A 23,065-nucleotide genomic window follows, 5' to 3' on the forward strand; every position below is an offset into this window, starting at 1 on the left:
GGAGCGCGATCAGGCATTGCGGGCCTCCTCCGGCGCGGCGGCGAGGGCGGGCCGGGCCCGGCCGGCGGCGAGGACGCGCAAAGCCCGGACGGCCTGGACCCCGCACCGGAGGCCGGCGAGCAGCCGGCCGGCGCGCCGGGCCTGCCGGGGCAGCGCGGCCGGGTGCAGGGGCCGGCGGGCGAGGAGCGGGCTCGCCGCCTCGATCGCCGCGAGGCGCGCGCCGAGGGTGGGCAGGCCGGCGATGCGGCGCGCCTCCCCCGCCTCGATCCGCAGCCAGGGTGCCCAGAGCCGGGTGCGGTGCAGCCGCCCGGCGGCGTGCAGGCGCCGCAGCCGGCGGCCCCAGGCGAAGCGGAACACGGCGCGGCTCACCGGTTCGAGGCGCGGGTCGCAGGGGCTCTCGGGCGCGGCGCAGAGCCGGCGCATCGTGTCGGCCGCGCCCCCCGCGGCGCGGCCGTCGAGCCGCCCCGAGGTGACGACGACGATGTCCGGGGCGTGGCGCACCCGGGCATCGACATCCAGGAGGGCGGCGACGAAGGCGCGGTCCTCGCCGAGCGGGATCGCCGGCATGCCGCCCGCGGCGCGGTAGGCGGCGAGGCGGACCGCGAGCGTCGCACCCGAGCGGGTGGCGTGGCGCGGCCAGGGATCGTGCGCGACCGGGTCGACCAGCGCTTCGAGCTCGACGAGCCGCGCCTCGTAGACGTCCTCGAGCCGGCCGCGGGCGTGCAGCGCCTCCGGCAGGCGCGCGGCCTCCGCGTCGTCGAGGGCGATGCGCCCGGCCACGGCGTCGGCGCCCCGCGCCAGGGCGGCGAGATTGCGCGCCACCCAGTCCGGCGGCACGCGGCTGTCGGCGTCGGTGGTCAGGATCACGCCGTCGGACGACGTCTCCTCCAGCCACGCGGCGGCGGCCTCCATCGCCTCGCGCCGGGCCCAGCCGGCATGGGCGTCGGGACGGTCGCGCGCGATCACCCGCAGCGGCAGGCGCAGGTCGGGCGCGAGCCCCGCCACGGCCTGCGCCGTGCCGTCGGTGCAGTTGTTGAGGAACAGCACGATGCCGAGGGCGTCCGGCGCGATCCCTTCCTGCCCGGCGAGGGCGGCGAGGCAGGCGCCGATCCGGTCGACCTCGTTGCGGACCGGCACGGCGACGACCCAGCGCGGCGCGGGCGGGCCGCCCGGCCTCGACCCCGACCCCGGCCCCGGCCCCCGGGGGGGTCGGGCCAGGTCCTTCTCGTCTGGATCGGTCACGCGCAGGCTCCCCGGCGGCCGCGTCGCTCGTCGCGGCGGCCCTCCGGACGGAAGATAGGACATACTCCGCTGGAGTTATTGGGGGTGCGACCAAATCGACCGCGACCGCCGGGACCGGCCGGCCTGCTGCCCGCAACCCGCTGCAGCGGCTCCCGTCCTCCGGGGGCCGGCGCGCGCAGCTCGGCCGTTTGTCTCGCCCGCGCGCCTTCGGCTATCCTGCCGGCATGACCGGATGCGCCGATTCCCGCCTCCTCCGCCGCCTCGCGGCCTGCCTCGCCCTCGGCGCGTGCGCCCTCGCGCCGGAGCCCGGCGCGGCGCAGGGCCTCGCCGGCTTCGGCTTCCTGCCCGTCTTCACCTGGCCGGGATCTTGGCCGGGATCTTGGCCCGGATCTTGGCCGGGATCCCGGCCGGGAGAGCCCGGCGAGGACGGGCGCTGGTCCGGCTCCTACGCCCGGCTGTCGACGGGGTTCGAGGCGGTGTCGTCGCGGCGCTTCGGCAGCTATGCCGGCCCGACCTTCGGCTTCGAGGGCGGGCGGATGTGGCAGGAGGGCCGGTTCGTCTACGGCATCTCCGGCGGGTTCGACTACCTCGCCGCGACCTCCGGCGGCCTGACGCCCGGCTTCGGCGGCCTCAGCTACACCCGCGACTTCGCGGGCGCGGTGCAGGTGAAGGTCGGCACGCTGCTGACGCCGGACGTGCTGCTCTACGCCCGGGCCGGCGCCGCCGCCGTGCACGGCACGCTGCGGGCCGGGGCGACGCCGGTCTCGGGCCCGTTCTCGCGCGACGACATCGCGGTGCTGCCGAACGCCCATGTCGGGGTCGAGTGGGCGATCACCGACCGCCTCTCGGTCGCCGTCGAGGCCGGTGTGGTGGGCGGCGGCCTGCGCTGAGCCCGTCGCGCGCCGGCCGCCCGCTTCGTTGCCGGCAATATCTTGGCGCAATCGGAAACATCGTTCGCAACATTTACATTCAAAATAATCCCACCCTCTCGATAATCATCGACTATCGATCGAAATCGCCGCTAAATCAGAAGCTTGGCCGCGAGCCGGATCATCCGGCAGCCTGACCTTCTCTCGCGACACCGGGCATCTCTGCTCTCTTCCGGGCCGCCGACGCCGCAAAATTGCCTCGTTGGGGTCCGTACTCACGCTCTGGAAGTGGCCCAGCCCGGGCCGCAACCGGTGGCATCCTCGTCTCCCCGGGGACGCCGCTGCGGCGCGGGCGCACGAGGAAGATCGCATGATCCCGGTCGACCGGACGTCGCCGCGCACGATCCCGAGCCGCCTGCCGGGCCGGCGCCGGACGGCGCGACGCGGGGAGCGCTGATCCGCGATGCGCCGCGCCATCATCCATGTCGGCACGCCCCGCACCGGCACCTCGTCGCTGCAGATGCTGCTCCACACCCGCCGGGACGATCTCGGCCGGGCGGGCATCCTCTATCCCGCCCTGACGCCGGCCTCCGCGGCCGCGCCCCATGTCAGCCACCAGCATCTCGGCGAGACCCTGGACGGGCGCCGGCCGCGGCGCGAGCGGGGCAAGCTCCTCGCCGCCCTCGACCGGGCGCTGGCCGAGAGCCGGCACGACGTCGCCCTGCTGTCCTACGAGAGCCTGTGCCTGCTGCCGCCCTGGCACCGCGCGCCGAAGCTCCTCTGCGGCCTGTTCGAGCGCCGGGGCTTCCGGCCCGAGATCCTGATGACGGTGCGCCCGCAGGAGGCCTACCTGCAGTCGCAATATACCTGGCGGATCCAGTTCCTGCGCGAGGCCCGGGCCTTCGCGGCGGCGTTCGAGGCCGAGCTGCGGGCGCGCCGGTTCGACTACACGAGCGGCCTCGGGAGCTGGGCCCGGGCCGCCGCATGGCGGGTGCATCTCGTGCCGGTGCAGGACCGGCGCTCGCCGGCGCCGCTGGTCGAGCGGATCGCGGCCGAGCTCGGGCTCGCCGACCGGCTCCTGCCGCTCCTGACGCCGGCGGACCTCGCCTACCGCACCAACGAGAGCCTCGGGCCGGTCGGCGTCGAGGTGTCGCGCCGCCTGCGCGCGCAAGGGGCCGGCGGGGCGCAGGGCCTCACCCGCGCGGTCACCGCGCGCATCGACGCCCTGGCGCACGAGCGCGGCCTCGACGCCGAGCCGTTCCGGGCCCTCGATGCGGGCATGATCGAGCGGGTCCGCGCGCTCTACGGGCGCCGCAACGACGCCCTCGCCCGCCGGGTCTGGGGCACCGGCTGGGACAGCCGCGTCGCCGATCCGCCGGCCCGGGCGGTGAACGAGCTGGCGCGGCTCGGGCCCGCCACCGGGCCGGAATCGGCGGTGGCGGAGATCCTCGGCCTCGTCCGCCGCGAGTTCGCGGACCGGCTGCCGGCCGGACCGCCGGGCCTGCTCGGCCGGGCGGCGTCGCAGGTCGTGCGGTTCGCCCGGACGCTCGCGTAGCGATCCCCGCCCGGCCATTCTGCGAGCGCCTGGGACCGGATCGGGTCCCGTCGCGTTGAGGGCCGGGCGCCGGCCCGGCGCCCGCGATCCGGGAACAGGCATGACGTCACGTCCATCCGCAATCCGCACCGCCCTGTTGCTCGGCGCGGCGCTCGCCCTGCCGGCCCAGGCACAGAGCCAGGCCCCGAGCCCAGCCCCGACGGCGCCCGCCCCGCCCGTCGGCGCGGCGACGGCGACGCCGGACAACGCGGTGCTGCTCACCGTCTTCCTGCGCCACGACCAGTCGCGACCGCTCTCCGAGCTGAACGCACAGCTCGCGAAGCAGGGTTTCTACAAGGCCTTCCCGCCCCCGGGCATGGAGGTGGTGTCCTGGACGGTGGCGATGGGGATCGGCCAGATCATCGTCCTGCGCCTGCCGGCGACGCGCCTGCGCGAGGTCAACCGCGTCCTCGAGGACACCGCCTGGGGCGCCTACCGCACCGAGTTCTATCCGACCTACGACTACAGGGCGGTCGGGATGGCGGAGCACGACAAGGCGAGGTAGGGCGCACGCGGCCCGCCCGCAGCGAGGGGCACCGCCGCGGGCGCCCCTCCCACGATGCCGCGGAACGCCCGCCCCTACCGGTCGGCCTTCTCGCCCCGGGCCTCGCGGGCGACGTAGCCCTTCGTCACCGGCACGATCTGGGCGAAGACCGCCTCGGCCATGCGCTCCTCCTCCTCGAGCGACTGGCGCAGGGTCTCGACGTCCCGGGCCTGCCCGGCCTCCTCGGCGAGCGCGATCAGCGAGGTGTAGGCGGCGATCTCGTAGGTCTCGACCGAGTAGTCGGTGTAGAGGTTCTTCAGGACCTCGTCGCCGGTCACGCTGTGGACCAGCGCCGCGACGTTGCCGACCGTCTGGGTCACCACGTCCTTGAGGAGCGAGCGGTCCTCGCCGTGGCCGTGCAGCAGGTCGGCGAGGCGGGCGACCTGCTGGTCGGTCTCGCTCCGGTGCAGCCGCAGGGCCTGGGTCAGCTCGGGATAGTGCTCGTAGCGCTCGATCTGGCGCTGGATCATCTGCGCCGCCTGCTTCTCCAGGGCGTGGGTGTTGCGCAGGGCCGTGACGTAGATCGCGTGCGCGGTCTCGGTCGTCGCGGAACCGGCCTTGCTCGCGGTCGCGGTGGTGGTCATCGCGGAATCTCTCGCCTGGTGATGGGTGGCGGACAAACTGCTCGGGGGTATCCCGGGTTCGACCTCGGCCGTGCCGGCACGGGCGTGACGAAACCGCGCGCGGCTCCCCCGGGCGATGGGGAGTGGCAAGCCCCGATGGTTTCGTGTAGAGGTGCGCCACCCTCGCCCGCATACGGCGAGGTTTTTCGCCTTGGCAGACCGCGCTGGACGACATCCCGGCCCGGCCGAGCCGCGTGCGGAAGGCGGCCCCGAGAGGGCCGCGCCTCCTTCGACCCGTCACACTGAAAGGACACGCGATGTCGATCACGGCGGAGCGCAAGACCGCGCTCATCAAGGAACATGCCCGCGGCGGTACGGATACCGGCTCGCCGGAGGTGCAGGTCGCGATCCTCACCGAGCGGATCCAGAACCTCACCGGGCACTTCAAGACCCACACCAAGGACAACCACTCGCGCCGCGGCCTGCTCAAGCTGGTGTCGCAGCGCCGGTCGCTCCTCGACTACCTGAAGCGCAAGGACGAGGCCCGCTACCGCGCCCTCATCGAGCGCCTCGGCATCCGCCGCTAAGGCGGGACCCACGCGGTTCGGGCACCGGTCCGGGCCGCGTTTTCGCGGGTGAGCCTTGAGGCTCCCCCGTCCCGGGTGGGCCGGAATGGGTCCGGCCGCCCCACTCTGCCGGGACCCGCGCTCGAGGCGCGGGCCGCGACCGCCAGGGCAGGATCGCCGGTGGCTCACCCCCGAGCCCCTCGCCGTCTTGCGCTGGCGCCGCCCACCCGGACCGCAGGAAGGCATGACGACAATGTTCGACGTTCAACGCGAAGAGCTGCTGTGGGGCGGGCGCAAGCTCGTGCTCGAGACCGGCAAGGTCGCCCGCCAGGCCGACGGCGCCGTGGTCGCCACCTACGGCGAGACCTCGGTGCTCGCCACCGTGGTGTCGATGAAGGAGCCGAAGCCCGGCATCGACTTCCTTCCCCTCACGGTGAACTACCAGGAGCGGACCTACGCCGCCGGCCGCATCCCGGGCGGCTACTTCAAGCGCGAGGGCCGTCCCTCCGAGAAGGAGACCCTGGTCTCCCGCCTGATCGACCGGCCGATCCGCCCCCTCTTCGTCGAGGGCTGGCGCAACGACACCCAGGTCGTCGTCACGGTGCTCTCGCACGACCTCGAGACCGATCCCGACATCCTCGCCATGGTGGCGGCCTCCGCGGCGCTGACCCTCTCGGGCGTGCCGTTCATGGGCCCGATCGCCGCCGCGCGCGTCGGCTATGTCGGCGGCCAGTACAAGCTGAACCCGCCCATCCAGGAGATGGAGGGCTCGACCCTCGACCTCGTCGTCGCCGGCACCCAGGACGCCGTGCTGATGGTCGAGTCCGAGGCGCGTGAGCTGCCCGAGGACGTGATGCTCGGGGCCGTGATGTTCGGCCACAAGCACTTCCAGCCGGTCATCGAGGCGATCGTCCGTCTCGCCGAGAAGGCCGCCAAGGAGCCGCGCAACTTCCAGCCCGCGGACAATTCCGAGGTCGAGAAGGCCGTGCTCGAGGTCGGCGAGGCCGATCTGCGCGAGGCCTACAAGAACACCGTCAAGCAGGAGCGCTACGCCGCCGTCGACGCCGTGAAGGCGAAGGTGATGGCCGCGCTCGCGCCGCCTGAGGGCGAGGCCCGCTTCGAGGCCGAGAAGATCAAGGCCGCCTTCAAGGAGGCCCAGTCGAAGGTGGTCCGCTGGAACATCCTCGACACGGGGTCCCGCATCGACGGCCGCGACGTGAAGACCGTGCGTCCGATCGTGTCCGAGGTCGGCGTGCTGCCCCGCACCCACGGCTCGGCTTTGTTCACCCGCGGCGAGACCCAGGCGCTGGTGGTGGCGACTTTGGGCACCGGCGACGACGAGCAGTTCATCGACGCGCTCTCGGGCACCTACAAGGAGACGTTCCTCCTCCACTACAACTTCCCGCCCTATTCGGTGGGCGAGACCGGCCGCATGGGCTCGCCCGGCCGCCGCGAGATCGGCCACGGCAAGCTCGCCTGGCGCGCCGTGCACCCGGTCCTGCCGGCCGCCCACGAGTTCCCCTACACGATCCGCGTCGTGTCGGAGATCACCGAGTCGAACGGCTCGTCCTCGATGGCCTCGGTCTGCGGCGCCTCGCTGTCGCTGATGGATGCCGGCGTGCCCCTGCGCCGTCCGGTGGCCGGCATCGCCATGGGCCTCATCCTCGAGGGTGAGCGCTACGCGGTGCTGTCCGACATCCTCGGCGACGAGGACCATCTCGGCGACATGGACTTCAAGGTGGCCGGCACGGAGGAGGGCATCACCTCGCTCCAGATGGACATCAAGATCGCCGGCATCACCGAGGAGATCATGCGGGTGGCGCTCGCCCAGGCCAAGGACGGCCGCGCCACCATCCTCGCCGAGATGGCGAAGGCCCTGACCGCCGCCCGTCCCGAGCTCGGCGAGCACGCGCCGCGCATCGAGACGATGCAGATCCCGACCGACAAGATCCGTGAAGTGATCGGCACCGGCGGCAAGGTGATCCGCGAGATCGTCGAGAAGACCGGCGCCAAGATCGACATCCAGGACACCGGCATCATCAAGATCGCCTCGGCCGACGGCAAGGCGATCAAGGCGGCCTACAACTGGATCCGCTCGATCGTGGCCGAGGCCGAGGTCGGCATGATCTACGAGGGCACGGTCGTGAAGACGATGGAGTTCGGCGCCTTCGTCAACTTCTTCGGCGCCAAGGACGGCCTCGTCCACATCTCCGAGCTCGCCGCCCAGCGCGTCGCCAAGGTCACCGACGTGGTGAAGGAGGGCGACAAGGTGAAGGTGAAGTTCCTCGGCCAGGACGACCGCGGCAAGATCCGCCTCTCGATGAAGGTCGTCGACCAGGAGACCGGCGAGGACCTGACCGAGAAGCTGAAGGCCCAGCGCGACGCCGACCGCTCCCGCGAGCGCCAGCCCCGCGGCGAGTGATCGGCTGACATCCGCGGCGGGGTCCCGACGGGTCCCCGCCACGCGCCCTGCGAAGCGCGGTCCCTCGGGACCGCGCTTTTTTCATGCGCGACGCCTTTGCGCGCAGACCGCCCGCCGCGCGATCGATGCGATCGCGTCGAGATGCGAATCCGAACTCTCCCGGTCGCCGTGGAACATCCGGTCCGGTCACCGGAACATGTTTGACGGGACATGCATCCGATACGCCGATGAGTCGGTCTCTGGCTCGCCCTGCGACACGGCCATCGTCGAGCCGGTTCCCGACGATTCGCACGGATGTATGGGTAAAATATTCATAGATTCCCATTACGTTAGGTTATCCGAGGAGATATGCACTCATGCTGGCAGCGCGTAGCCCTGGATCGACGGATCTCGACCCAGGGAAACGGGGCTGTGCCGGTCCGCGCCGGCCCGCTGCCGCCGCCACCCTCGACGAGGCTCTCCAGCGGATCGAGGCGGAGGGCCTGTGGGCGGAGGTCGACGCGAAGCTCAAGACGACGGGCCGGCTCCTGACCAACTCGCCGCAACTGGAAGATATCTGCCGTCTGATCCTGTGGTCGGAAAACCGGCGCATCGCGACCAACTGGCTCTGGGGCGTCACGCTCATCATGTGGCTCTCGATCCCGTTCGACGGCCTCGTCGTGCCCGATGCGCTCCCGGCGATCGTCGCCGGACATGCGGTCCTGACCACGCTCGCCCTCGTCCCGGCCCTGAGGGCCTGGAGGCAGCCCGGATCGGACACGGCCCAAGGGGTGACCGCCTGCCTGTTCGTCTCCATCGTCATGCTCGCCGCCGTCCTGACCGGCAGGCAGGCGGGCGGCACGAATTTCGAGCGTTTCGTCATGGTCGGCTTCTTCGGCATGGCGACGGCGGTCGCCCTGCTCCCGTTGCGTGTGCGCTGGACGGCGCTGACCGTCCTCGTCCTCAACGCGAACTTCGTGATGTGCCAGTTCATCAACCCGGCCGTGGACGGTGCGGCAGGCGTGCTGTTCACGCTGTACTTCTGCGCCATCAGCGGTGCTCTCGTCGCGGCCCGCGCGGCGATGAACAGCCGGCAACGGCGCTCCGCCCTGCTGTGGTTGAGGGAAACGCGCAAGACTGCCCTGCTGAAGGAAAGCCACGACCGCCTGCACGTCATGGCCTACACCGATGCGTTGACCGGCCTGCGCAACCGGCAGGCGATCAGCGAGGATTTCGCCGGCCTGCTCCGGGACGCCCCGGCCGGCGAGGCCCTGTCCGTCGGCATGATCGACATCGACGACTTCAAGCGCCTGAACGACAGCCGGGGCCACGCCGCGGGCGACCAGGCGTTGCGTGCGGTCGGGTCCCTGCTCCTGGACTTCTCGACCGCCCACGGGGCGATCTGCGGCCGGATCGGCGGCGAAGAGTTTCTGGTGCTGATGCCGCGCATGGCGACCGAGGACGCCCTGGCCCGGGTCAAGACCCTGATGGAGACCCTGCACCGGATGAACGTCCCGAATCCGGGCTCGCGCGTGGCCGACCGGGTCACCCTGAGCGCCGGCCTCGTAACGGTGATCGCGGGCGAGACCGAAGGCTGCCATCCGGAATTCGTGATGCGCCGGGCCGACGTCGCCCTGTACGATGCCAAGAACCGCGGCCGCAACCGCGTCGTCGCGACGACGCTGTCGCCCGCGCCGGGCGTCAGGGAGCTGACGGCCCTCGTCGAAGAGGCGCAGCGGCGCCCGGCGGCGGCGGGGAATCGCGGATGTCGGGCGTAGGGACGCGGGATGCGTCGATGGGGATGTGCGCCCACCGGTGAGAGCCGGCCGCCGATCCGCGGGTGCTCGCCTGGATCGATGCCCGGGCGATCGAGACCCTGTACCTGTCGGCCGTCACGGTGGCCGAGCGCCGGTTCGGCATCGTCACCCTGCCGTCGGGCAAACGACGCGACATCCTCCACCGGCGTCTCGAGGCGCAGGTGCTGGCGTTGTTCGCGCACCGCGTCCGGCCCTTCGACCTCGATGCCGCCACGGCCTGTGCCGGCCTCATGGTCGCCATCCGCGACACGAGCCCGTTCGAGGCCGCCGGGTTGCGCACGATCGACCCGTGGGACGCGGTACGGGAACCGAAGGCCGGTCGGTCGTAGCGACGGCTCGACCGTCCCGCGGCCTTCCCGGTCAGTCCCGACTCTGGTTCAAGATCTGTCACGGGCCGAAGCCGATTCGCCCGCCCGGGAGGCAGCGCATGAGCGACGATCTCGTCTTCTACACCCACCCGATGTCCCGCGGCCGCATCGCCCGCTGGATGCTGGAGGAGGTCGGGGCGCCCTACCGCACCGAGATCGTCGGCTACGGCCCGGCGATGAAGGAGGCGGCCTACCGGGCCGTCAACCCGCTCGCCAAGGTGCCGGCCCTGACCCATCGCGGCGTCACCGTGACCGAGACGGCGGCGATCTGCGCCTACCTGGCCGACGCTTTCCCCGACGCCGGCCTCGCTCCGGCCCCGGGCGATCCGGAGCGGGGCGCCTATTACCGTTGGCTGTTCTTCGCCGCCGGGCCGGTCGAGGCGGCGGTGACCGACAAGGCGCTGGGCGTCGTGGTGCCGGAGGAGCGCCGCCGCATGGTCGGCTACGGCAGCATGGCGGAGGTGCTCGACGCGCTCGAAGGGGCGGTCTCGGGCCGCGAATACCTCGCCGGCGGGCGCTTCTCGGCGGCGGATCTCTATGTCGGCTCGCACCTGATGTGGGGGATGCAGTTCGGCGGGATCGAGCGGCGCCCTGCCTACGAGGCCTACGTGGCGCGCCTCGCCGGCCGCCCGGCCGCCGTCAGGGCGCGGGAGATCGACGACCGGCTCATCGCCGAGTCGCCGCAGGGCTGAGCGGGGTCTGCCCCAGGGAACGTCCGGCCTCCGCCCGCGTTCGCACCGCGACGTGAGCGGACACTCGTCCGCCCCTCGAGCCTGACGGAGATCCCATGGCCAACGACCTGATGCACGACGTGTTCGGCGGCGAGCGCAACCTGACCACCAAGGAGCGCACCATCTCGGTCGTGCTCGGGCTCGGCCTGGCCGCCGCCGCGGCCCAGCCGCGGCCGAACAAGTTCCTGAGCCTCGCGGCCCTGGTCGCCGGCTCGCTGCTGGCGATCCGCGGCGCCACCGGCCATTGCGCCGCCAAGTCGCTGATGAACGGCAGCTCGCACGCGCCGGCGCGGGTCTGAACGACGGACGGGGCGCCGCGAGCGCCCCGCTCCCGACCCGACGGTCGATTTCGCGAAAAAGACAAGGCCCGCGCCGGCATCCCGGGGCGGGCCTTTCCGTAGGGGGAGGGGGGACCGGCGGGACCCGCCGGCCCGGACGATCAGAGGGCCGTGGTGCGGCGGCGGCCCTGGATGAAGCCGAAGATCGCCAGCACGATGACCGCGCCGACGACCGAGGCGATCAGGCCCGCGCCCTGGTTGGGGGCGTACCATCCGGTGACCTGGCCCAGGAACGTCGCCACGAAGGCGCCGACGATGCCGAGCAGGGTGGTCATGATGAAGCCGCTCGGCTCGTTGGCCGAGCCGGGCATGATGAACTTGGCGATGACACCGGCGACGAAGCCGATGATGATGGTCCACAGGATCGCAAGCATTGGGGTCTGCCCTTCGGCTCCGCTTCGATGCAGGGCAAACGCACGAGGTTGGGCCGTGGTTGCTTGTCGATCCTCCGGCGTCTCGCAGATCCTCGATACGGGAGCCCGGCCGCCTTCAGGCGTAGCGGAACACCGGCACCCGCTGGGACGGGATCAGCAGATCGCGCAGCCCCTGCCAGCCGGCCTGGATCTGTTGCAGGATCTCGACCGACAGGACCGACCACATCGCCAGGCTGAGCACGATGTTCGCGCCGGCGACGACGAGAAGCCAGGTCGGAAACGGCCCGGCGCGGGCATCCCTGCGGTGCCGCATGACCGCGAGCGCGGCAGCCGCCAGGGGCGGGCCGACGAGGAGCGGGACGAGCGCCATGATCCAGACCAGGGCCTCGCCCCGCAAGGCCAGGAGGCGCCCCGCTGCCACGGCGGCCAGGATGCGGACGGAGCGTCGAAACCGCCCGGCCGCGGCTTCGACCGGGATCAGGCAGCCGCAGCTCGTGCAGACGAGGCGACCTGCCCGGACCGGCAGGCGGCAGGCCGGACAGGGGGCGCCGAACGCCGCTCGGCGATCGGGCGGGCGATCGGGCGCGAGGACCGTCCTCATGCGGCCAGTCCGGCCGCGCGCAGCCGGAACATGCGGGCATTGATCGCCTTGGCCGTCTGATAGGCGTCGATCATCGACCAGATCCATACGATCCAACCCAGCATCACCAGCCAGAGCAGGATCGAGCCGAGCAGCATCAGGATGCCCTTGGCGACCTGGCCGTTGTACATCTGCCCGATTCCGCAGATGACCAGAGACAGCACGAGGGCGATGCCGGGCGATTTCCCGCCCGAGAGCTCGATGTCGCCGGCGAAGGCGGCAGGCGTGATCTGGTTCGTCACCTGGACGACGGTGGCGCCGGCCTCGGCCGTCACGCGGGGCGGAGCCGGCCTTGCCGCCTCGCGGAAGATGGCGGCGAGGCGCGGCTCGTCGGCCGCCGCCACCCACCGCTCGCTGCCGACGGCCATCACGGTCGAGCTCGCCATGACGCGGCCGTCCCGGGCGTAGTCCTTGATCTGGTGACCCGAATAGGGACCGTAGGTCTGGCCCTCGGCATGCAGGTACCACTGTCCGTCGAGAGGATGCGGCGGCGGCCGCGTGTCGGCGGTGGCAGGAAGAGACGCCTGTTGCTGCGGCACGGCGCCGAGGCCGGGCATGGTCGGGCGTTCGTCGGCCTGCATCGTCGTCAATCCTCAATGGTATGGCCTGCACGCATCGCCGTGCGACGCCCGGACCCCGGCGCGCATGCGCCGCTCCTCAAAGGAACACAAAAAGATCAGAAGCGATCACAGGGCCGGAAACTATTCGCATCCGGCTCCTGATCGCACCTAGACTATGGCAGATCCAGTCCTCCGGTTGCAATCCGGATCCTGAAATTTCCCCCGAGGTTGCCGCCCGGCCGGCGTCCACGTCGTTAAGATTGTCTGACGGAGGACGTCGAGCCGGGCGGCGCGGCGGCGGAGCCCTTTACGCGACCCACGGTTCGGCGGCACAAGGCCTCGGCGCGCGGTTCCAGCGCCCCGAGGAGTTCCCGATGAGCATCACCCGTTTCGAGACCGGCCCCCGGATGAGCCAGGCGGTGGTCCATAACGGCACCGCCTACCTCGCCGGCCAGGTCGCGGACCAGGTCTCGAACAACGAGGGCGTCGAGGCGCAGACCAAGGACATCCTCGCCCAGATCGACGCGCTGCTCGCCAGCGTCGGCAGCGACAAGACCCGGATCCTCTCGGCCACCATCTACCTCGCCGACATGTCGACCTTCGCCGAGATGAACCGGGCCTGGGACGGCTGGGTCGCGGCCGGCCACGCCCCGGCCCGTGCCACCGTCGAGGCGAAGCTCGCCGCCCCGCAATACCGGGTCGAGATCTCGATCATCGCCGCGACCGGGGCCTGACGACGATGCGGCTCCTCCGGCGCGGCTTCCTGCGGGCGACGGCCTGCCTCCTCGCCCTCGCGGCGGCGCCTGCCGGCACCGCGGCGGCCGCGCCGGAGCGGGTCGTCAACGTCTACAACTGGTCGGACTACGTCGACCCGAAGATGCTCGACGCCTTCACGCGCGAGACCGGCATCAAGGTCGTCTACGACACCTACGACACCAACGAGATCCTCGAGACCAAGCTGCTCGCCGGCCGCTCGGGCTACGACATCGTGGTGCCGACGGGGCCGTTCCTGCAGCGCCTGATCAAGGCCGGCGCGTTCCAGCCCCTCGACAAGGCCAAGCTGCCCAATCTCAGGAACGCCTGGCCCGAGGTGACGGCGCGGCTCGCCGCCTACGATCCCGGCAACGCCTACGCGGTCGACTACATGTGGGGCACCACCGGCATCGGGGTGAACACCGCGCTGGTGCGCGAGCGCCTCGGACCCAACCAGCCGCTCAACACCTGGGACATCGTCCTGCGTCCGGAGCTGATCGCCAAGCTCAAGGATTGCGGCGTCACGATGCTCGATTCGCCGGACGACATATTTCCGAGCGTGCTGCAGGCGCTCGGCCTGAAACCCGATTCGCGCCGGATCGACGACCTCGACCGGGCCGGCGACGCGCTGTTCCGCATCCGCGGCGCGGTGCAGAAGTTCCACTCCTCCGAGTACATCAACCAGCTCGCCAACGGCGACGTCTGCCTGTCGGTCGGCTATTCGGGCGACGTGCTGCAGGCCAGGCGGCGTGCCCGCGAGGCCAAGAACGACGTCGACATCGCCTACACCATCCCGCAGCAGGGCGCCCTGATGTGGTTCGACGCCTTCGCGATCCCCAAGGACGCACCGCACGCGGCGGAGGCCCACGCCTTCATCGACTTCATGATGCGGCCCGAGGTGGCGGCGGCCAACACCAACTTCGTCTCCTACGCCAGCGGCAACCTCGCCGCGAAGGCGCTGGTGAAGCCCGAGATCCTGTCCGATCCCGGCATCTACCCGGACGAGGCCACCTTCCGCCGGCTGTTCACCAACACCGCCTACGACGACCGGACCCAGCGGGTGGTGACGCGGCTGTGGACGCGGGTGCGCACGGGACGCTGACGCGACCCGGTACGCCGCAGACCCACGGCCACGCTTCGGCCTAACGGCCGATGCAGGCGCGGCGGCGCCCATGCTACCCATGGGGCATGGGCGATCCCTGCGAACCCGTCCTGATGCTGCTCCGGACCGCCGACGAGGCGGTGCCGCCCCTCGCCGGATCCCTGGCGGCCAAGGGCTACGGCATCGTCGATGCGGGCGGCGGCGAGCTGCCCGCGGGACCGCTGCAGGCCGGGACCCGGGTGGTCGATCTGGCGCTGGTGAGCGCGGGCCTGTCCGCCTCGCCGGATCTGCCGGGGGTCGCGACCCGGCTGCGCGCGGTCTGGCCGCGCCTGCCGCTGGTCGGCCTGCCCGGGGCCGCGCCCGCATCCGGCCTGCCGGTTCTGCCCGGCGACCTGAGCCTGCCTGAGATCTGCGAGCGCCTGGACGAGATCGTGCTCGCGGCGGCGCAGAGCCGCGCCGATGCCGCCGCGCTGCGGCGCACCAGCCTCGGCCTCGTCGCGCAGCTGCGCCAGGCGAGGCTGGGGCTGACCGATGCGGTGGCGGATGCGCGCCGCCTCCTGGCCGAGGCGCGGCGCCTCTCCGCGAGGGACCGGCCCGGCGACCGCCGGTCGTGAGGTCTTCCGCGAGGCCGGCCCGCTCGCGGCGGGGCGGACCGGCCGTCCCGTGCATCAATCCTTGAGGTCGTCCGGCACCTTGCCGCCGTTCTCCTCGAGCTTCTTGATGACCTGCTTGTGCAGCCACACGTTCATGGTGGCCGAATCCTCGGTGTCGCCGGTGTAGTTCAGCTCCTTGGCCAGCTCCTTGCGGGCCGACAGGCTGCTGTCGAGGTGGAGCAGCTTCATCAGGTCGACGATCGAGGTGCGCCAGTTGAGCGGCTGGCCGGCCTTGGAGGCGAGGTCGTTGAGCACCGCCTCGACGTCGACCTTACCGTCGACCTTCGGCACCGTGCCGCCGGAGGCCGCGCCCGAGCCGCCGCCGAGGGCGCCGCCGGCGGAAGTGGTATCGGTCTTGGGCGCCTCGCCCGGCGTCTGCGCCTGGGCCTCGCCGCCGCCGAAGGGGTGCAGGATCTTGCTGACGATCGTCCCGAGCAGGCTCATCGTGTCATCCTCCGTCAGGGGCTCTAGCGTGGGGGGCCGCGGGCGGCCGGAACAGGATCTAGGGCGCGCCTCTTCCGCGTGGCCGCGCCGGCACGGTAACGAACGGCCCCGCTCGACGTTCCTCGCCGGCACGGGAGGACGGCCCCGACACTGCTCAGCCCGACTTGCCCGGCCCGACTTGCCCGGCCCGACTTGCCCGGCCCGACTTGCCCGGCCGCGACCGATGCGCCGCGCGCGCAGGGTCCGCGCATCCCGGCGCTTCACGGGCCCGCAGGATCGGGTAAGGACTGCCCGGGGCATCACGACCGTGGAAGAGGCATGACAGGGGATCCGATCCGCCGGGCGCTCGACGACGTCTGGTACTGCGTCGGCGAGAGCCGCAGCGTCCGGCCCGGCGGGATGCGGGCGGTGAGCCTCGGCGAGGAGGCGATCGTGGTCGGGCGCGAGGAATCGGGGGCGCTGTTCGCCCTGCGCGACCGCTGCCCGCATCGCGGCATGGCCCTGTCGGCCGGTCGCCTCGTCGACGGCAACCTCGTCTGCCCGTTCCACGGCTGGCAGTTCCGGCCCGACGGCGCCTGCGCGGCGATTCCCGCGCTCGCCCGCCGGGACGACGCCAACTTCGCCTCGGTCCGCCTCGCCCGCTTCGCGGTGGCGGAGCGATCCGGCCTGATCTGGGTGCACGCCGCGGCGAATCCGAACGCGCCCGCCCCGGAGGCGGCGCCGCCGATCCCGGAGGTCGACTTCGCCTATTGCGGCCAGCTCGTCGAGATCCTGGAGGTCGAGGCCTCGTTCGACCTCGTGGCGCTGAGCTTCGTCGACCCGGCCCACGTCGCCTACGTGCACGATTCCTGGTGGTGGCGCCCGTCGAAGACGATGAAGGAGAAGGTGAAGCACTTCGCGCCCTCGCCCTTCGGCTTCACCATGACGAGCCACACGGCCAAGACCGCCTCCCTCGCCTACCGGCTGCTCGGCTCGATCCCCGAGGTCGAGATCGAGTTCCGCCTGCCGGGCGTGCGGCTGGAGCGCATCACCGCCGGCGAGAAGCGGCTGGCGAACTACACCTTCGCCTCGCCGCTCGCCAACGGCCGCACCGCGCTCATCAACGCGATGTACTGGAACATCTCGGGCCTCAACCTGCTGAAGCCCGTCGCCCGGCCGCTGATGCGCCAGTTCCTCGGCCAGGACCGGGACGTGCTCCAGATCGCCCAGCGCGGCCTCGACCGGAAGCCCGCCATGGTGCTGATGGGCGAGAGCGACGTGCAGTCGCAATGGTACTTCAGCCTCAAGCGCGAGTTCCTGCGTGCCCGCGAGGCCGGCGCCACCTTCGTCAACCCGCTCGAGCCACGGGAGCTGCGCTGGCGCAGTTGAGGCGCCGGTGCCGATGGGGCGATGCCTGGGAATTCCATCCTGAGTGGCGCAGCGGACGCAGAAATTCTTCCGGTTACGCGTCGCCGCGCTATCGCGCTCCAGGGGCTTTGGCCTATGCAGGCCGGATTGCTGCCCCGGAGATTCGGATGTCGGAGGACATCTTTCGCATCGTCTACAAGAGCAAGGCGGCCCACCCGGCGGAGGTGATGCTGGGGCAGGGCCACGTCGCCGCCCTGCTCGCCAGTGCCCGGCGGCGCAACCTGGCGGCCGACGTCTCCGGCGTCCTAGTCTATACGGGGCTCGGCTTCTTCCAGGTGCTGGAGGGACCGCGATCCGGCGTCCAGCCGATCTTCGAATCGATCCTGGTCGACCGGCGCCACCATACCCTGGCGGTGATCGAGATGGACGTCGCGGCCGAGCGCCGCTTCCCCGGCTGGTCGATGGGCTTCCTCGGCACCGACCGGGAACTCGACGACCGGCTCAACCGCAGCGGCCTCGGCGCGGCCGGCGCGCCCGAGACCTTCGACCAGCTCCTGCGCCGGGCCCTGCTCGTCCTCGTCGACAGCCCGATCAGCATGCCGTGGCTCGGCGCGCGGGCGGCGTTCGACGAGGCCTCGGGCTCCGCCCGCGCGCGGTGGCCCTGAGGGCCGCTCAGCCCGCCGCCGGCACCGCCGCCAGCAACCCCACCGCCAGGGCCGGGCCGCAGGTCGACGCGAAGGCGGCGGCCTCCGGGGCGAGGCGCGGCGCGACGAGGTCGGCCAAGTCCTCGGCCGGGCGCCCGAGGCGACCGGCGAGGCGGGCGGCGACGAAGCGGCCGGCACCGCAGACCACCACGGGCGCCGCATCGGGCAGCTCGCCCCGGGACAGGATCAGGCCGGCGGCGTCGTGCAGCAGGCGCGCCTGCGCCTCGGCGAAGAAGCCGGCGAGCGCCGTCCAGTCGCCCCCCGTGCCCTCGTGCCGGTCGCGGCCGATCATCCGGGCGAGGCGGATCTCGGTCTCGCAGATCGACTTGCCCTTGAGGTCGGCGGTGTCCTGCTGGTCCTCGGCCTCCGGCAGGAGACCGAGCAGGCGGTAGATGTCGGCCGTGGTGGCGAAGCACTCGGCCATCAGCGCCGTGCGCCGGCCGCGGAACGGCGCGGCCCGCGCGAGCGCCAGGACCGGTGTGCGCACCACGCCGGTATAGACGAGTTCCCCCGTCTCGAGCCGCTCGGCGTCGCTGTAGCCGAGGGCGCACGGCCGCCCGCCGACGACCGGGATCAGGTCGGCGGTGGTCGAGCCGACATCGACCAGGAGGGCGTCCGGCCGCAGGGTCCCGACCAGGGCGGCGGTGGCGTGCCAGTTGGCGCTGGCGACGTCCGCCGCCTGCGCTGCGGCGGCCCCGGGCGCGACGAGGCCGGCGCGCCCGGCATAGATCGCGACCTCGCCGGGGAGCGTCCCGGCGGCCCAGCCGGCGAGCTGCGCCACGCCGTCGGCGCGGTCGGAAAAGCAGTCGGTCAGCTCGCCGGTCATCGTGACGGCGTGGCGGGCGGGCTCCCGGACCCAGTCCGGCAAACCGGCGAAGGTGGCGTCGAGGGCCGGCAACCCGTTCCAGAGCGGGCAGCGCGCCTGCACCACCGCCCGCACCCGGCCGTCCTCGACCAGGGCCGCCTTGACATGGACCCCGCCGAGGTCCCAGCCGATGACGCGACGGAGCGGAGCGGAGGAAGGGCGATGGGTCACGGTGGAATCCCGGTCACGATGCGGCGGGTCCGGGTGGCATGAGCGGCGCCCCTTCCGCAACCCGGACAGAGGTGGTGCCGGTCCTCGACCTGCGCGGCGGCCTCGTGGTGCGGGCCCGGGCCGGCGACCGCGCGCGCTACGCGCCGATCGTCACCCCGCTCTCGGGCAGCCCCGCCCCCGCCGACGTGGCGCGCGGGCTCCTCTCGGCCTGGCCGGCGCGGCGGCTCTACGTCGCCGACCTCGATGCGATCGTCGACGGGGCGCCGCCCGACCTCGCCGCGCTGCGGGCGATCGCCGCCGCCTGCCCCTGGGTGGAGCTGTGGGTCGATGCCGGCTTCGCGACCGCGGACGACGTCGAGGCGTTCCTGGCAGCAGACCTCGGCCGGCCGGTGCTCGGCAGCGAGAGCCAGGCCGATGCCGGACTGGTGCGGCGGGTCGGCGCCCGGGCGGTCCTCTCCCTCGACAGCTGCGACGGCACCCCGATCGGTCCGGCGGAACTGCACGAGGATCCCTCGGCCTGGCCGCCGGAGGTGATCGTGATGACGCTGTCGCGGGTCGGCAGCGGCGCCGGGCCGGACCTTGCCGGGCTCACGGCCCTGAAGGCGCGTGCGCCGCAGACTGCCTTCTACGCCGCCGGGGGCTTGCGCGGGCCGGAGGACCTGCCGGCGCTGGCGGCGGCGGGCGCGGCCGGGGTGCTGGTCGCGAGCGCGATCCATGACGGGCGGCTGCGGGCGCGGGCATGAAAAAGGGAGGGCCCGGTGGGGCCCTCCCGATCATCGGCTCAGCGTCCGAGAAAAATGGAGGCCAGTCGCTGGAACAGCCCCTGCGGCGGAGGCGGCGGGGGCGGCGGTGGAGGCGCCGCTGACTGTTCCGGACGGTTTCCTGTCTAGGCGACGTTCGCCGCGAAGGGGTGCTGGGCGGTCTTGTACTGCTGCGTGACCTCGGCGGCGGTCGGCGTGCCCTTGATGGCGCGCTCGATCGACAGCTTCGTGGCCTCGTAGTTGTACTTCTCGATCTTGGCGTCGTCCGCGGCTTCCCAGTGGATGAACACGCCGACCAGGATGTACAGGTCGTCGGCCTCGTTCGCCGGGATGATGCCCTCGGCCACGCAATCCTGCACCGCCTTGGCGACGGCGTGCTGGGCCGGGCCGAACATCTGGACGGCCTGGCGGGCGTCGTTGATGGTGACCTTGTTGAACAGCAGGGTGTTGGGCTTGCACGGCAGGTTCGGCGCGACCACCGCGAGCAGGCTGGTGAAGCCGTGCTTGTTGTTGGTCAGGCTGTTGCAGAACGCCGTCTCGGCGGCGCTGCCGCGCGGGCCGATGATGAGGTCGATATGCGCCACCTCGTTGCCGTCACCGACGAGGGCCTCGCCCACCATCACCTTATTGATCGTCGCCATGTGGGGGTTCTCCCAGGTGTCGATAAGGTTAGCCGGCCGCTCAATGAATGCGGCCCGGCTCCGCCATCCTTGCTGTCGGCGTTCAGCGCGAAGCCGAACCGGTTGTCCGGATAGCGGGCGGACACTACAGCGGCGCTGAACCGTGAACAAGCCGGCGAGGGCGGTACATTGGGCCATGCCGGGGCCGAAACGGCGCGGAAAGCCGCGCGGCGACTAGGACTTATTGGCAGCTTGCGGCCTGCCCGGCCGTCGCCTCCGCCTTCCTCTGATCGAGGGCGTCGAGGAACAGGGTCGCCACGGTGAGGTCGGCGCTGGTGCCCGGGTTGTGACCGGCCGCCTTGAGCGCCGCATCGCGGGCGAGCAAGGCCGCCCGCGCGCCCTCGCCGAGGGTCAGGCCGTGCAGCGCGGCCTTCGCCTCCGCCCGCACCCGCTCGGCCGTCTCGATGCCGAACTTGCGGGCGAGGTGGCTGTCGGGAAAGCCGGTCAGGAAGGCGAGGTGGACCGCCGTGGTGGTCCAGGGCTCGGACAGGCCGGCCGCGCGCGCCGCCGCCAGCGCCGGCAGCCCGGTCTCGAACAGGTCCTCGAAGCCGGTGACGTAGGCGCGCGCGATCCGGTCGCGCCCCGCGGCTTGCGCCATCGCGGCGAGCAGCGGCGGCGCGGGCGCGTCCGTCGTCACGTCGTGGCGCTCGGCCCGGCCGAGGCCGCCGGGCGCAGCGAGCCGGATCGCCGCGAAGACGCCGGCCGCATCCGTCGCGTCGAGCCCGGCCAGCACCGCCGCGAGGGCCGGCCGCAGGGGGCCGGGCCGCTCGGCCGCGGCGGCCAGCGGCGCGCAGAGCAGCACGATCCCCAGATTGGTGTTCTGGCCGACCCCGGCCCGGGTGGCCGACACGGCGCCCTCCGCCCGCGCCCCGACCCGGGCGCCGGAGGCCGCGAGGACGGGCGCGGAGAGCACCGCGCTCGCCTCGAAATCCGCCACCGACATCCGGTGCCCGGCGGCATGGACGTGGACGTTGCCGGGCTTGATCGCGGCGAGCTCCGCCCGGCACGCGGCGAGGTAGGCCTCGGCGATCGCCGCCGGAGACAGGACCGTCATCCTCCCGCCCCGGTCGCGGCGAGCCGGGGCGTCCGTCCCGCCCGGACCGCCGCCAGGAAGCCGGCCGCGACCTCGCGGGCGATGTCGACCCCCGTCACCTGCTGCAGGCCCGACCAGGCCGGCATGCTGTTGACCTCGAGCACCTGGAAACCGCCCTCGCCGTCCTCGACGAGGTCGATGCCGGTATAGCCGCAGCCGACCGCCGCGGCGGCCGCCTCGGCCAGCTCCGCCGCCCGGGCGGGCGGGCGCCAGGGCAGCGGCCGGCCGCCGCGATGGACGTTGGTGATCCAGCCGTCGCCCTCGCGGATCATTCCGGCGACCGCCCGGCCGGCGCAGACGAAGACCCGGTAATCCTGCCACGCCCCGTCCTGCCTGGCGACGTAGCGCTGGAGGTAGTAGACCCGGCCGACCAGCTCCTCGGGCGGCAGCTCGTCCGGGCTCGCGATCAGCTGCAGCCCCTCGCCTTGCGAGCCGAACAGGGGTTTCAGCACCAGCGGCCGGCCGGGCGCCGCCTCCCGGGCGATGACCTCGGCGGCGGCCTCGCGGCGCGAGAGCACGAAGGTCTCGGGCGTCGGGATGCGGCGGCGGGCGAGCAGCAGGCTCGTCATCGCCTTGTCGACCGAGCGCTCGATGGCGCCCGGCCCGTTCCACACCACGGTCCCGGCGGCCTCGAGCGCGTGGAGGGCGCCGAGCCGCATCGTCGTCGCCTCGAAGGTGCCGCCCGCGATGGTGCGCAGCAGGACCCCGTCCGGCAGGGCGCCGCCGAAGCCCGGTACCCGCAGGGGCTCGGCGTGCCCGGTCTCGACCGTGACGTCGGCGAGCGAGAACAGCACGGGCGCCGCGCCGAGATCGCCGAGGGCGGCCAGCAGCCGGGCCTTGTGCCAGGCGCCGTTGTCGGCCGCGAGCCCGATCCGCATGGGGGGTTCTCTCACGCGAAGGAGCGCGCCACCAGTTCCGGCACCAGCCGGCCGGCGCGGTGGCTGGCGCCGGAGCGGAGCGAGGTCACCACCACCTCGGCCGGGCTGAACAGGTGCTTGTCGATGGCGTAGAAGTCGCCGTTGAAGCGGGCGAAGATCTCGGCAAAGGGCGCGCCGTGGTCGCGCGAGGTGGTGCTCGGCAACGCCTCGGCCAGCCCCCTGGCGTCGGCATCGTCGGCGTCGACGAAGAGCTGGACCCGGCCGCCGTAGATGATGGCGTCGTTGGTGCGGCCCATCGCCTGGATGAAGTCCGGATGCGGCGGGCTCAAGGGGGCGGCGCCGATCCCGTCGACGATGGCGTCGAGATCGAACCCGACCGAGTGCGCCTTGTGCAGGGCGACCTCCAGCACCCGGGCGACCACCTGGGTCGCGCCGGCGAGGCTCTGGGTCGGGGCATAGATGAAGGTGACGTCGGCGGCCGCCACGCCCGCGGCCTGCGCCACCTTGGCGACGACCGAGGCCGGCGGCGGGCTGCCCGATTCGAGCACCAGGGCGATGCGGCCGGCGGGATCGCGGTAGGCCAGCTCCTCGAACAGGTGCTCGACCGCCGCCGCCGCCCGGCCGGGGCCGGAGCCGAGGGCGAAGAAGCCCGAATCGCCCTCCTCGTCGGCGAGGCTCCAGCCGGCATACTGGCTGCCGAGGCAGGCGAGCACCGGATCGGTGCTGTGCACGGTGAGCGTGAACGGCCAGGCCTCGAGCGGACCGGCGGGCCCCACTGTCACGGTGCCGAGGCCGCCGAGGCAGATCTCGGCGATGCGCCGCCCGGCCTCGATCGAGCCCCGTGCCCCGGCCCCGGCATCGATCAGCCGCGCCCCGTCCGGCGCCTGCGTCACGGCGAGCCGCAGACGGGCGGCGTCGTTCGCCAGGGCGTCGACCAGGGGGGCGGCCAGCGCATTGACGCTCGGGCGGGACGGGGTAGTGGCAACTGAACTCATCGGGTGGCTCCC

At 72.6% G+C, this 23,065-nt stretch carries 26 protein-coding genes; 15 read left to right on the forward strand and 11 right to left on the reverse strand.

Features of this window, described 5'->3' with window-relative positions:
- Window positions 1–9: 9 nt before the first annotated feature.
- A complete protein-coding gene (locus tag A5481_RS09095) occupies window positions 10–1,137 on the reverse strand; it encodes a glycosyltransferase family A protein (protein WP_048436520.1) in 1,128 nt (375 codons plus the stop codon).
- Between the two features lie 329 nt (window positions 1,138–1,466).
- On the opposite strand from A5481_RS09095, the gene A5481_RS09100 reads away from it, so the two are divergent.
- The 3 genes from A5481_RS09100 to A5481_RS09110 all read left to right on the forward strand — a co-directional run bounded on the left by A5481_RS09100 (window position 1,467) and on the right by A5481_RS09110 (window position 4,210).
- Window positions 1,467–2,132 carry an outer membrane protein gene (locus A5481_RS09100; protein WP_048436504.1) on the forward strand — a complete coding sequence of 222 codons (666 nt, stop codon included), beginning with the start codon at window positions 1,467–1,469 and terminating at the stop codon, window positions 2,130–2,132.
- Between the two features lie 442 nt (window positions 2,133–2,574).
- Window positions 2,575–3,666, forward strand: a complete 1,092-nt coding sequence (locus A5481_RS09105) for a hypothetical protein (RefSeq protein ID WP_048436505.1) — start codon at window positions 2,575–2,577, stop codon at window positions 3,664–3,666.
- Between the two features lie 100 nt (window positions 3,667–3,766).
- Window positions 3,767–4,210, forward strand: coding sequence for a hypothetical protein (locus A5481_RS09110; protein WP_048436506.1), 444 nt, complete (start codon window positions 3,767–3,769; stop codon window positions 4,208–4,210).
- 74 nt (window positions 4,211–4,284) lie between these two features.
- Here A5481_RS09110 and A5481_RS09115 read toward each other — a convergent pair whose 3' ends face one another.
- Window positions 4,285–4,833, reverse strand: coding sequence for a DUF892 family protein (locus A5481_RS09115; protein WP_048436507.1), 549 nt, complete (start codon window positions 4,831–4,833; stop codon window positions 4,285–4,287).
- Between the two features lie 296 nt (window positions 4,834–5,129).
- Between A5481_RS09115 and rpsO the strand changes: the two genes are divergently transcribed.
- The 6 genes from rpsO (at window position 5,130) to A5481_RS09145 (ending at window position 10,994) form a co-directional block, all read left to right on the forward strand.
- Window positions 5,130–5,399, forward strand: coding sequence for a 30S ribosomal protein S15 (gene rpsO, locus A5481_RS09120; RefSeq protein ID WP_048427462.1), 270 nt, complete (start codon window positions 5,130–5,132; stop codon window positions 5,397–5,399).
- A 232-nt stretch (window positions 5,400–5,631) separates the two neighbouring features.
- Entirely contained in the window at window positions 5,632–7,800 is a 2,169-nt protein-coding gene (gene pnp / locus A5481_RS09125; protein ID WP_048436508.1) for a polyribonucleotide nucleotidyltransferase, read from the forward strand.
- Window positions 7,801–8,156: 356 nt separating this feature from the next.
- A complete protein-coding gene (locus A5481_RS09130; RefSeq protein WP_053082555.1) occupies window positions 8,157–9,557 on the forward strand; it encodes a GGDEF domain-containing protein in 1,401 nt (466 codons plus the stop codon).
- A 62-nt stretch (window positions 9,558–9,619) separates the two neighbouring features.
- Window positions 9,620–9,925, forward strand: a complete 306-nt coding sequence (locus A5481_RS09135; RefSeq protein WP_048436509.1) for a PIN domain-containing protein — start codon at window positions 9,620–9,622, stop codon at window positions 9,923–9,925.
- A gap of 98 nt (window positions 9,926–10,023) precedes the next feature.
- Entirely contained in the window at window positions 10,024–10,656 is a 633-nt protein-coding gene (locus A5481_RS09140; protein ID WP_048436510.1) for a glutathione S-transferase family protein, read from the forward strand.
- A gap of 95 nt (window positions 10,657–10,751) precedes the next feature.
- On the forward strand, window positions 10,752–10,994 hold the full coding sequence (locus A5481_RS09145) for a YgaP-like transmembrane domain (protein ID WP_048436511.1): 243 nt from the start codon (window positions 10,752–10,754) through the stop codon (window positions 10,992–10,994).
- A gap of 140 nt (window positions 10,995–11,134) precedes the next feature.
- On the opposite strand, the gene A5481_RS09150 is transcribed toward A5481_RS09145, so the two are convergent.
- From A5481_RS09150 to A5481_RS09160, 3 genes are all read right to left on the reverse strand, one after another.
- Window positions 11,135–11,407: a GlsB/YeaQ/YmgE family stress response membrane protein gene (locus tag A5481_RS09150; RefSeq protein ID WP_048436512.1), complete on the reverse strand. Its 273-nt coding sequence runs from the start codon at window positions 11,405–11,407 to the stop codon at window positions 11,135–11,137.
- A 115-nt stretch (window positions 11,408–11,522) separates the two neighbouring features.
- Window positions 11,523–12,008 carry a hypothetical protein gene (locus tag A5481_RS09155; protein WP_048436513.1) on the reverse strand — a complete coding sequence of 162 codons (486 nt, stop codon included), beginning with the start codon at window positions 12,006–12,008 and terminating at the stop codon, window positions 11,523–11,525.
- A complete protein-coding gene (locus A5481_RS09160) occupies window positions 12,005–12,628 on the reverse strand; it encodes a GYF domain-containing protein (protein WP_048436514.1) in 624 nt (207 codons plus the stop codon). The genes A5481_RS09155 and A5481_RS09160 overlap by 4 nt, the downstream gene beginning before the upstream one ends.
- A gap of 353 nt (window positions 12,629–12,981) precedes the next feature.
- Between A5481_RS09160 and A5481_RS09165 the strand changes: the two genes are divergently transcribed.
- From A5481_RS09165 to A5481_RS09175, 3 genes are all read left to right on the forward strand, one after another.
- Window positions 12,982–13,341: a RidA family protein gene (locus tag A5481_RS09165; RefSeq protein WP_048436515.1), complete on the forward strand. Its 360-nt coding sequence runs from the start codon at window positions 12,982–12,984 to the stop codon at window positions 13,339–13,341.
- Window positions 13,342–13,346: 5 nt separating this feature from the next.
- Window positions 13,347–14,462, forward strand: coding sequence for a polyamine ABC transporter substrate-binding protein (locus A5481_RS09170; protein ID WP_082173456.1), 1,116 nt, complete (start codon window positions 13,347–13,349; stop codon window positions 14,460–14,462).
- Between the two features lie 113 nt (window positions 14,463–14,575).
- On the forward strand, window positions 14,576–15,076 hold the full coding sequence (locus tag A5481_RS09175; protein WP_156312072.1) for a hypothetical protein: 501 nt from the start codon (window positions 14,576–14,578) through the stop codon (window positions 15,074–15,076).
- Between the two features lie 54 nt (window positions 15,077–15,130).
- Here the strand turns inward: A5481_RS09175 and A5481_RS09180 are convergent, their stop codons facing one another.
- The gene (locus A5481_RS09180) at window positions 15,131–15,559 is read right to left on the reverse strand and encodes a DUF3597 domain-containing protein (protein WP_048436517.1); all 429 of its coding nucleotides are present in this window, start codon (window positions 15,557–15,559) and stop codon (window positions 15,131–15,133) included.
- Window positions 15,560–15,877: 318 nt separating this feature from the next.
- On the opposite strand from A5481_RS09180, the gene A5481_RS09185 reads away from it, so the two are divergent.
- Together A5481_RS09185 and A5481_RS09190 are read left to right on the forward strand one after the other, a co-directional pair.
- Window positions 15,878–16,927, forward strand: coding sequence for an aromatic ring-hydroxylating oxygenase subunit alpha (locus A5481_RS09185; RefSeq protein ID WP_048436518.1), 1,050 nt, complete (start codon window positions 15,878–15,880; stop codon window positions 16,925–16,927).
- A gap of 146 nt (window positions 16,928–17,073) precedes the next feature.
- Window positions 17,074–17,571, forward strand: a complete 498-nt coding sequence (locus A5481_RS09190; RefSeq protein WP_053082556.1) for a BLUF domain-containing protein — start codon at window positions 17,074–17,076, stop codon at window positions 17,569–17,571.
- 7 nt (window positions 17,572–17,578) lie between these two features.
- Here A5481_RS09190 and A5481_RS09195 read toward each other — a convergent pair whose 3' ends face one another.
- Window positions 17,579–18,646, reverse strand: coding sequence for a hydantoinase/oxoprolinase family protein (locus tag A5481_RS09195; protein ID WP_048436519.1), 1,068 nt, complete (start codon window positions 18,644–18,646; stop codon window positions 17,579–17,581).
- A gap of 38 nt (window positions 18,647–18,684) precedes the next feature.
- Between A5481_RS09195 and A5481_RS09200 the strand changes: the two genes are divergently transcribed.
- The gene (locus tag A5481_RS09200; RefSeq protein WP_064503893.1) at window positions 18,685–19,389 is read left to right on the forward strand and encodes a HisA/HisF-related TIM barrel protein; all 705 of its coding nucleotides are present in this window, start codon (window positions 18,685–18,687) and stop codon (window positions 19,387–19,389) included.
- A 143-nt stretch (window positions 19,390–19,532) separates the two neighbouring features.
- On the opposite strand, the gene fae is transcribed toward A5481_RS09200, so the two are convergent.
- The 4 genes from fae to mch all read right to left on the reverse strand — a co-directional run bounded on the left by fae (window position 19,533) and on the right by mch (window position 23,053).
- Window positions 19,533–20,048, reverse strand: coding sequence for a formaldehyde-activating enzyme (gene fae / locus A5481_RS09205; RefSeq protein ID WP_048436284.1), 516 nt, complete (start codon window positions 20,046–20,048; stop codon window positions 19,533–19,535).
- A 220-nt stretch (window positions 20,049–20,268) separates the two neighbouring features.
- Complete coding sequence (locus A5481_RS09210) at window positions 20,269–21,141, reverse strand: triphosphoribosyl-dephospho-CoA synthase (RefSeq protein WP_048436283.1); 873 nt, start codon at window positions 21,139–21,141, stop codon at window positions 20,269–20,271.
- Window positions 21,138–22,058: an ATP-grasp domain-containing protein gene (locus A5481_RS09215; RefSeq protein ID WP_048436282.1), complete on the reverse strand. Its 921-nt coding sequence runs from the start codon at window positions 22,056–22,058 to the stop codon at window positions 21,138–21,140. Before A5481_RS09215 ends, A5481_RS09210 begins: the two co-directional genes overlap by 4 nt.
- An 11-nt stretch (window positions 22,059–22,069) precedes the next feature.
- Window positions 22,070–23,053, reverse strand: coding sequence for a methenyltetrahydromethanopterin cyclohydrolase (mch, locus tag A5481_RS09220; RefSeq protein WP_048436281.1), 984 nt, complete (start codon window positions 23,051–23,053; stop codon window positions 22,070–22,072).
- Between the last annotated feature and the right edge of the window lie 12 nt (window positions 23,054–23,065).

It is taken from the genome of Methylobacterium platani, from assembly GCF_001653715.1.
In the GTDB taxonomy this organism is placed as follows: Bacteria; Pseudomonadota; Alphaproteobacteria; order Rhizobiales; family Beijerinckiaceae; genus Methylobacterium; species Methylobacterium platani.

Excerpts from the sequence above, each read along its gene's own strand:
- A5481_RS09175 (WP_156312072.1), top strand. The coding sequence starts at position 14,576 with ATGCTGCTCCGGACCGCCGACGAGGCGGTGCCGCCCCTCGCCGGATCC.
- A5481_RS09165 (WP_048436515.1), top strand. The coding sequence starts at position 12,982 with ATGAGCATCACCCGTTTCGAGACCGGCCCCCGGATGAGCCAGGCGGTG.
- A5481_RS09180 (WP_048436517.1), bottom strand. The coding sequence starts at position 15,559 with ATGAGCCTGCTCGGGACGATCGTCAGCAAGATCCTGCACCCCTTCGGC.
- A5481_RS09100 (WP_048436504.1), top strand. The coding sequence starts at position 1,467 with ATGACCGGATGCGCCGATTCCCGCCTCCTCCGCCGCCTCGCGGCCTGC.
- mch (WP_048436281.1), bottom strand. The coding sequence starts at position 23,053 with ATGAGTTCAGTTGCCACTACCCCGTCCCGCCCGAGCGTCAATGCGCTG.
- A5481_RS09215 (WP_048436282.1), bottom strand. The coding sequence starts at position 22,058 with ATGCGGATCGGGCTCGCGGCCGACAACGGCGCCTGGCACAAGGCCCGG.
- A5481_RS09115 (WP_048436507.1), bottom strand. The coding sequence starts at position 4,833 with ATGACCACCACCGCGACCGCGAGCAAGGCCGGTTCCGCGACGACCGAG.
- rpsO (WP_048427462.1), top strand. The coding sequence starts at position 5,130 with ATGTCGATCACGGCGGAGCGCAAGACCGCGCTCATCAAGGAACATGCC.
- A5481_RS09210 (WP_048436283.1), bottom strand. The coding sequence starts at position 21,141 with ATGACGGTCCTGTCTCCGGCGGCGATCGCCGAGGCCTACCTCGCCGCG.
- pnp (WP_048436508.1), top strand. The coding sequence starts at position 5,632 with ATGTTCGACGTTCAACGCGAAGAGCTGCTGTGGGGCGGGCGCAAGCTC.
- A5481_RS09160 (WP_048436514.1), bottom strand. The coding sequence starts at position 12,628 with ATGCAGGCCGACGAACGCCCGACCATGCCCGGCCTCGGCGCCGTGCCG.
- A5481_RS09190 (WP_053082556.1), top strand. The coding sequence starts at position 17,074 with ATGTCGGAGGACATCTTTCGCATCGTCTACAAGAGCAAGGCGGCCCAC.
- A5481_RS09145 (WP_048436511.1), top strand. The coding sequence starts at position 10,752 with ATGGCCAACGACCTGATGCACGACGTGTTCGGCGGCGAGCGCAACCTG.
- A5481_RS09170 (WP_082173456.1), top strand. The coding sequence starts at position 13,347 with ATGCGGCTCCTCCGGCGCGGCTTCCTGCGGGCGACGGCCTGCCTCCTC.
- A5481_RS09155 (WP_048436513.1), bottom strand. The coding sequence starts at position 12,008 with ATGAGGACGGTCCTCGCGCCCGATCGCCCGCCCGATCGCCGAGCGGCG.
- A5481_RS09200 (WP_064503893.1), top strand. The coding sequence starts at position 18,685 with ATGAGCGGCGCCCCTTCCGCAACCCGGACAGAGGTGGTGCCGGTCCTC.
- A5481_RS09105 (WP_048436505.1), top strand. The coding sequence starts at position 2,575 with ATGCGCCGCGCCATCATCCATGTCGGCACGCCCCGCACCGGCACCTCG.
- A5481_RS09110 (WP_048436506.1), top strand. The coding sequence starts at position 3,767 with ATGACGTCACGTCCATCCGCAATCCGCACCGCCCTGTTGCTCGGCGCG.
- A5481_RS09140 (WP_048436510.1), top strand. The coding sequence starts at position 10,024 with ATGAGCGACGATCTCGTCTTCTACACCCACCCGATGTCCCGCGGCCGC.
- A5481_RS09185 (WP_048436518.1), top strand. The coding sequence starts at position 15,878 with ATGACAGGGGATCCGATCCGCCGGGCGCTCGACGACGTCTGGTACTGC.
- A5481_RS09150 (WP_048436512.1), bottom strand. The coding sequence starts at position 11,407 with ATGCTTGCGATCCTGTGGACCATCATCATCGGCTTCGTCGCCGGTGTC.
- fae (WP_048436284.1), bottom strand. The coding sequence starts at position 20,048 with ATGGCGACGATCAATAAGGTGATGGTGGGCGAGGCCCTCGTCGGTGAC.
- A5481_RS09130 (WP_053082555.1), top strand. The coding sequence starts at position 8,157 with ATGCTGGCAGCGCGTAGCCCTGGATCGACGGATCTCGACCCAGGGAAA.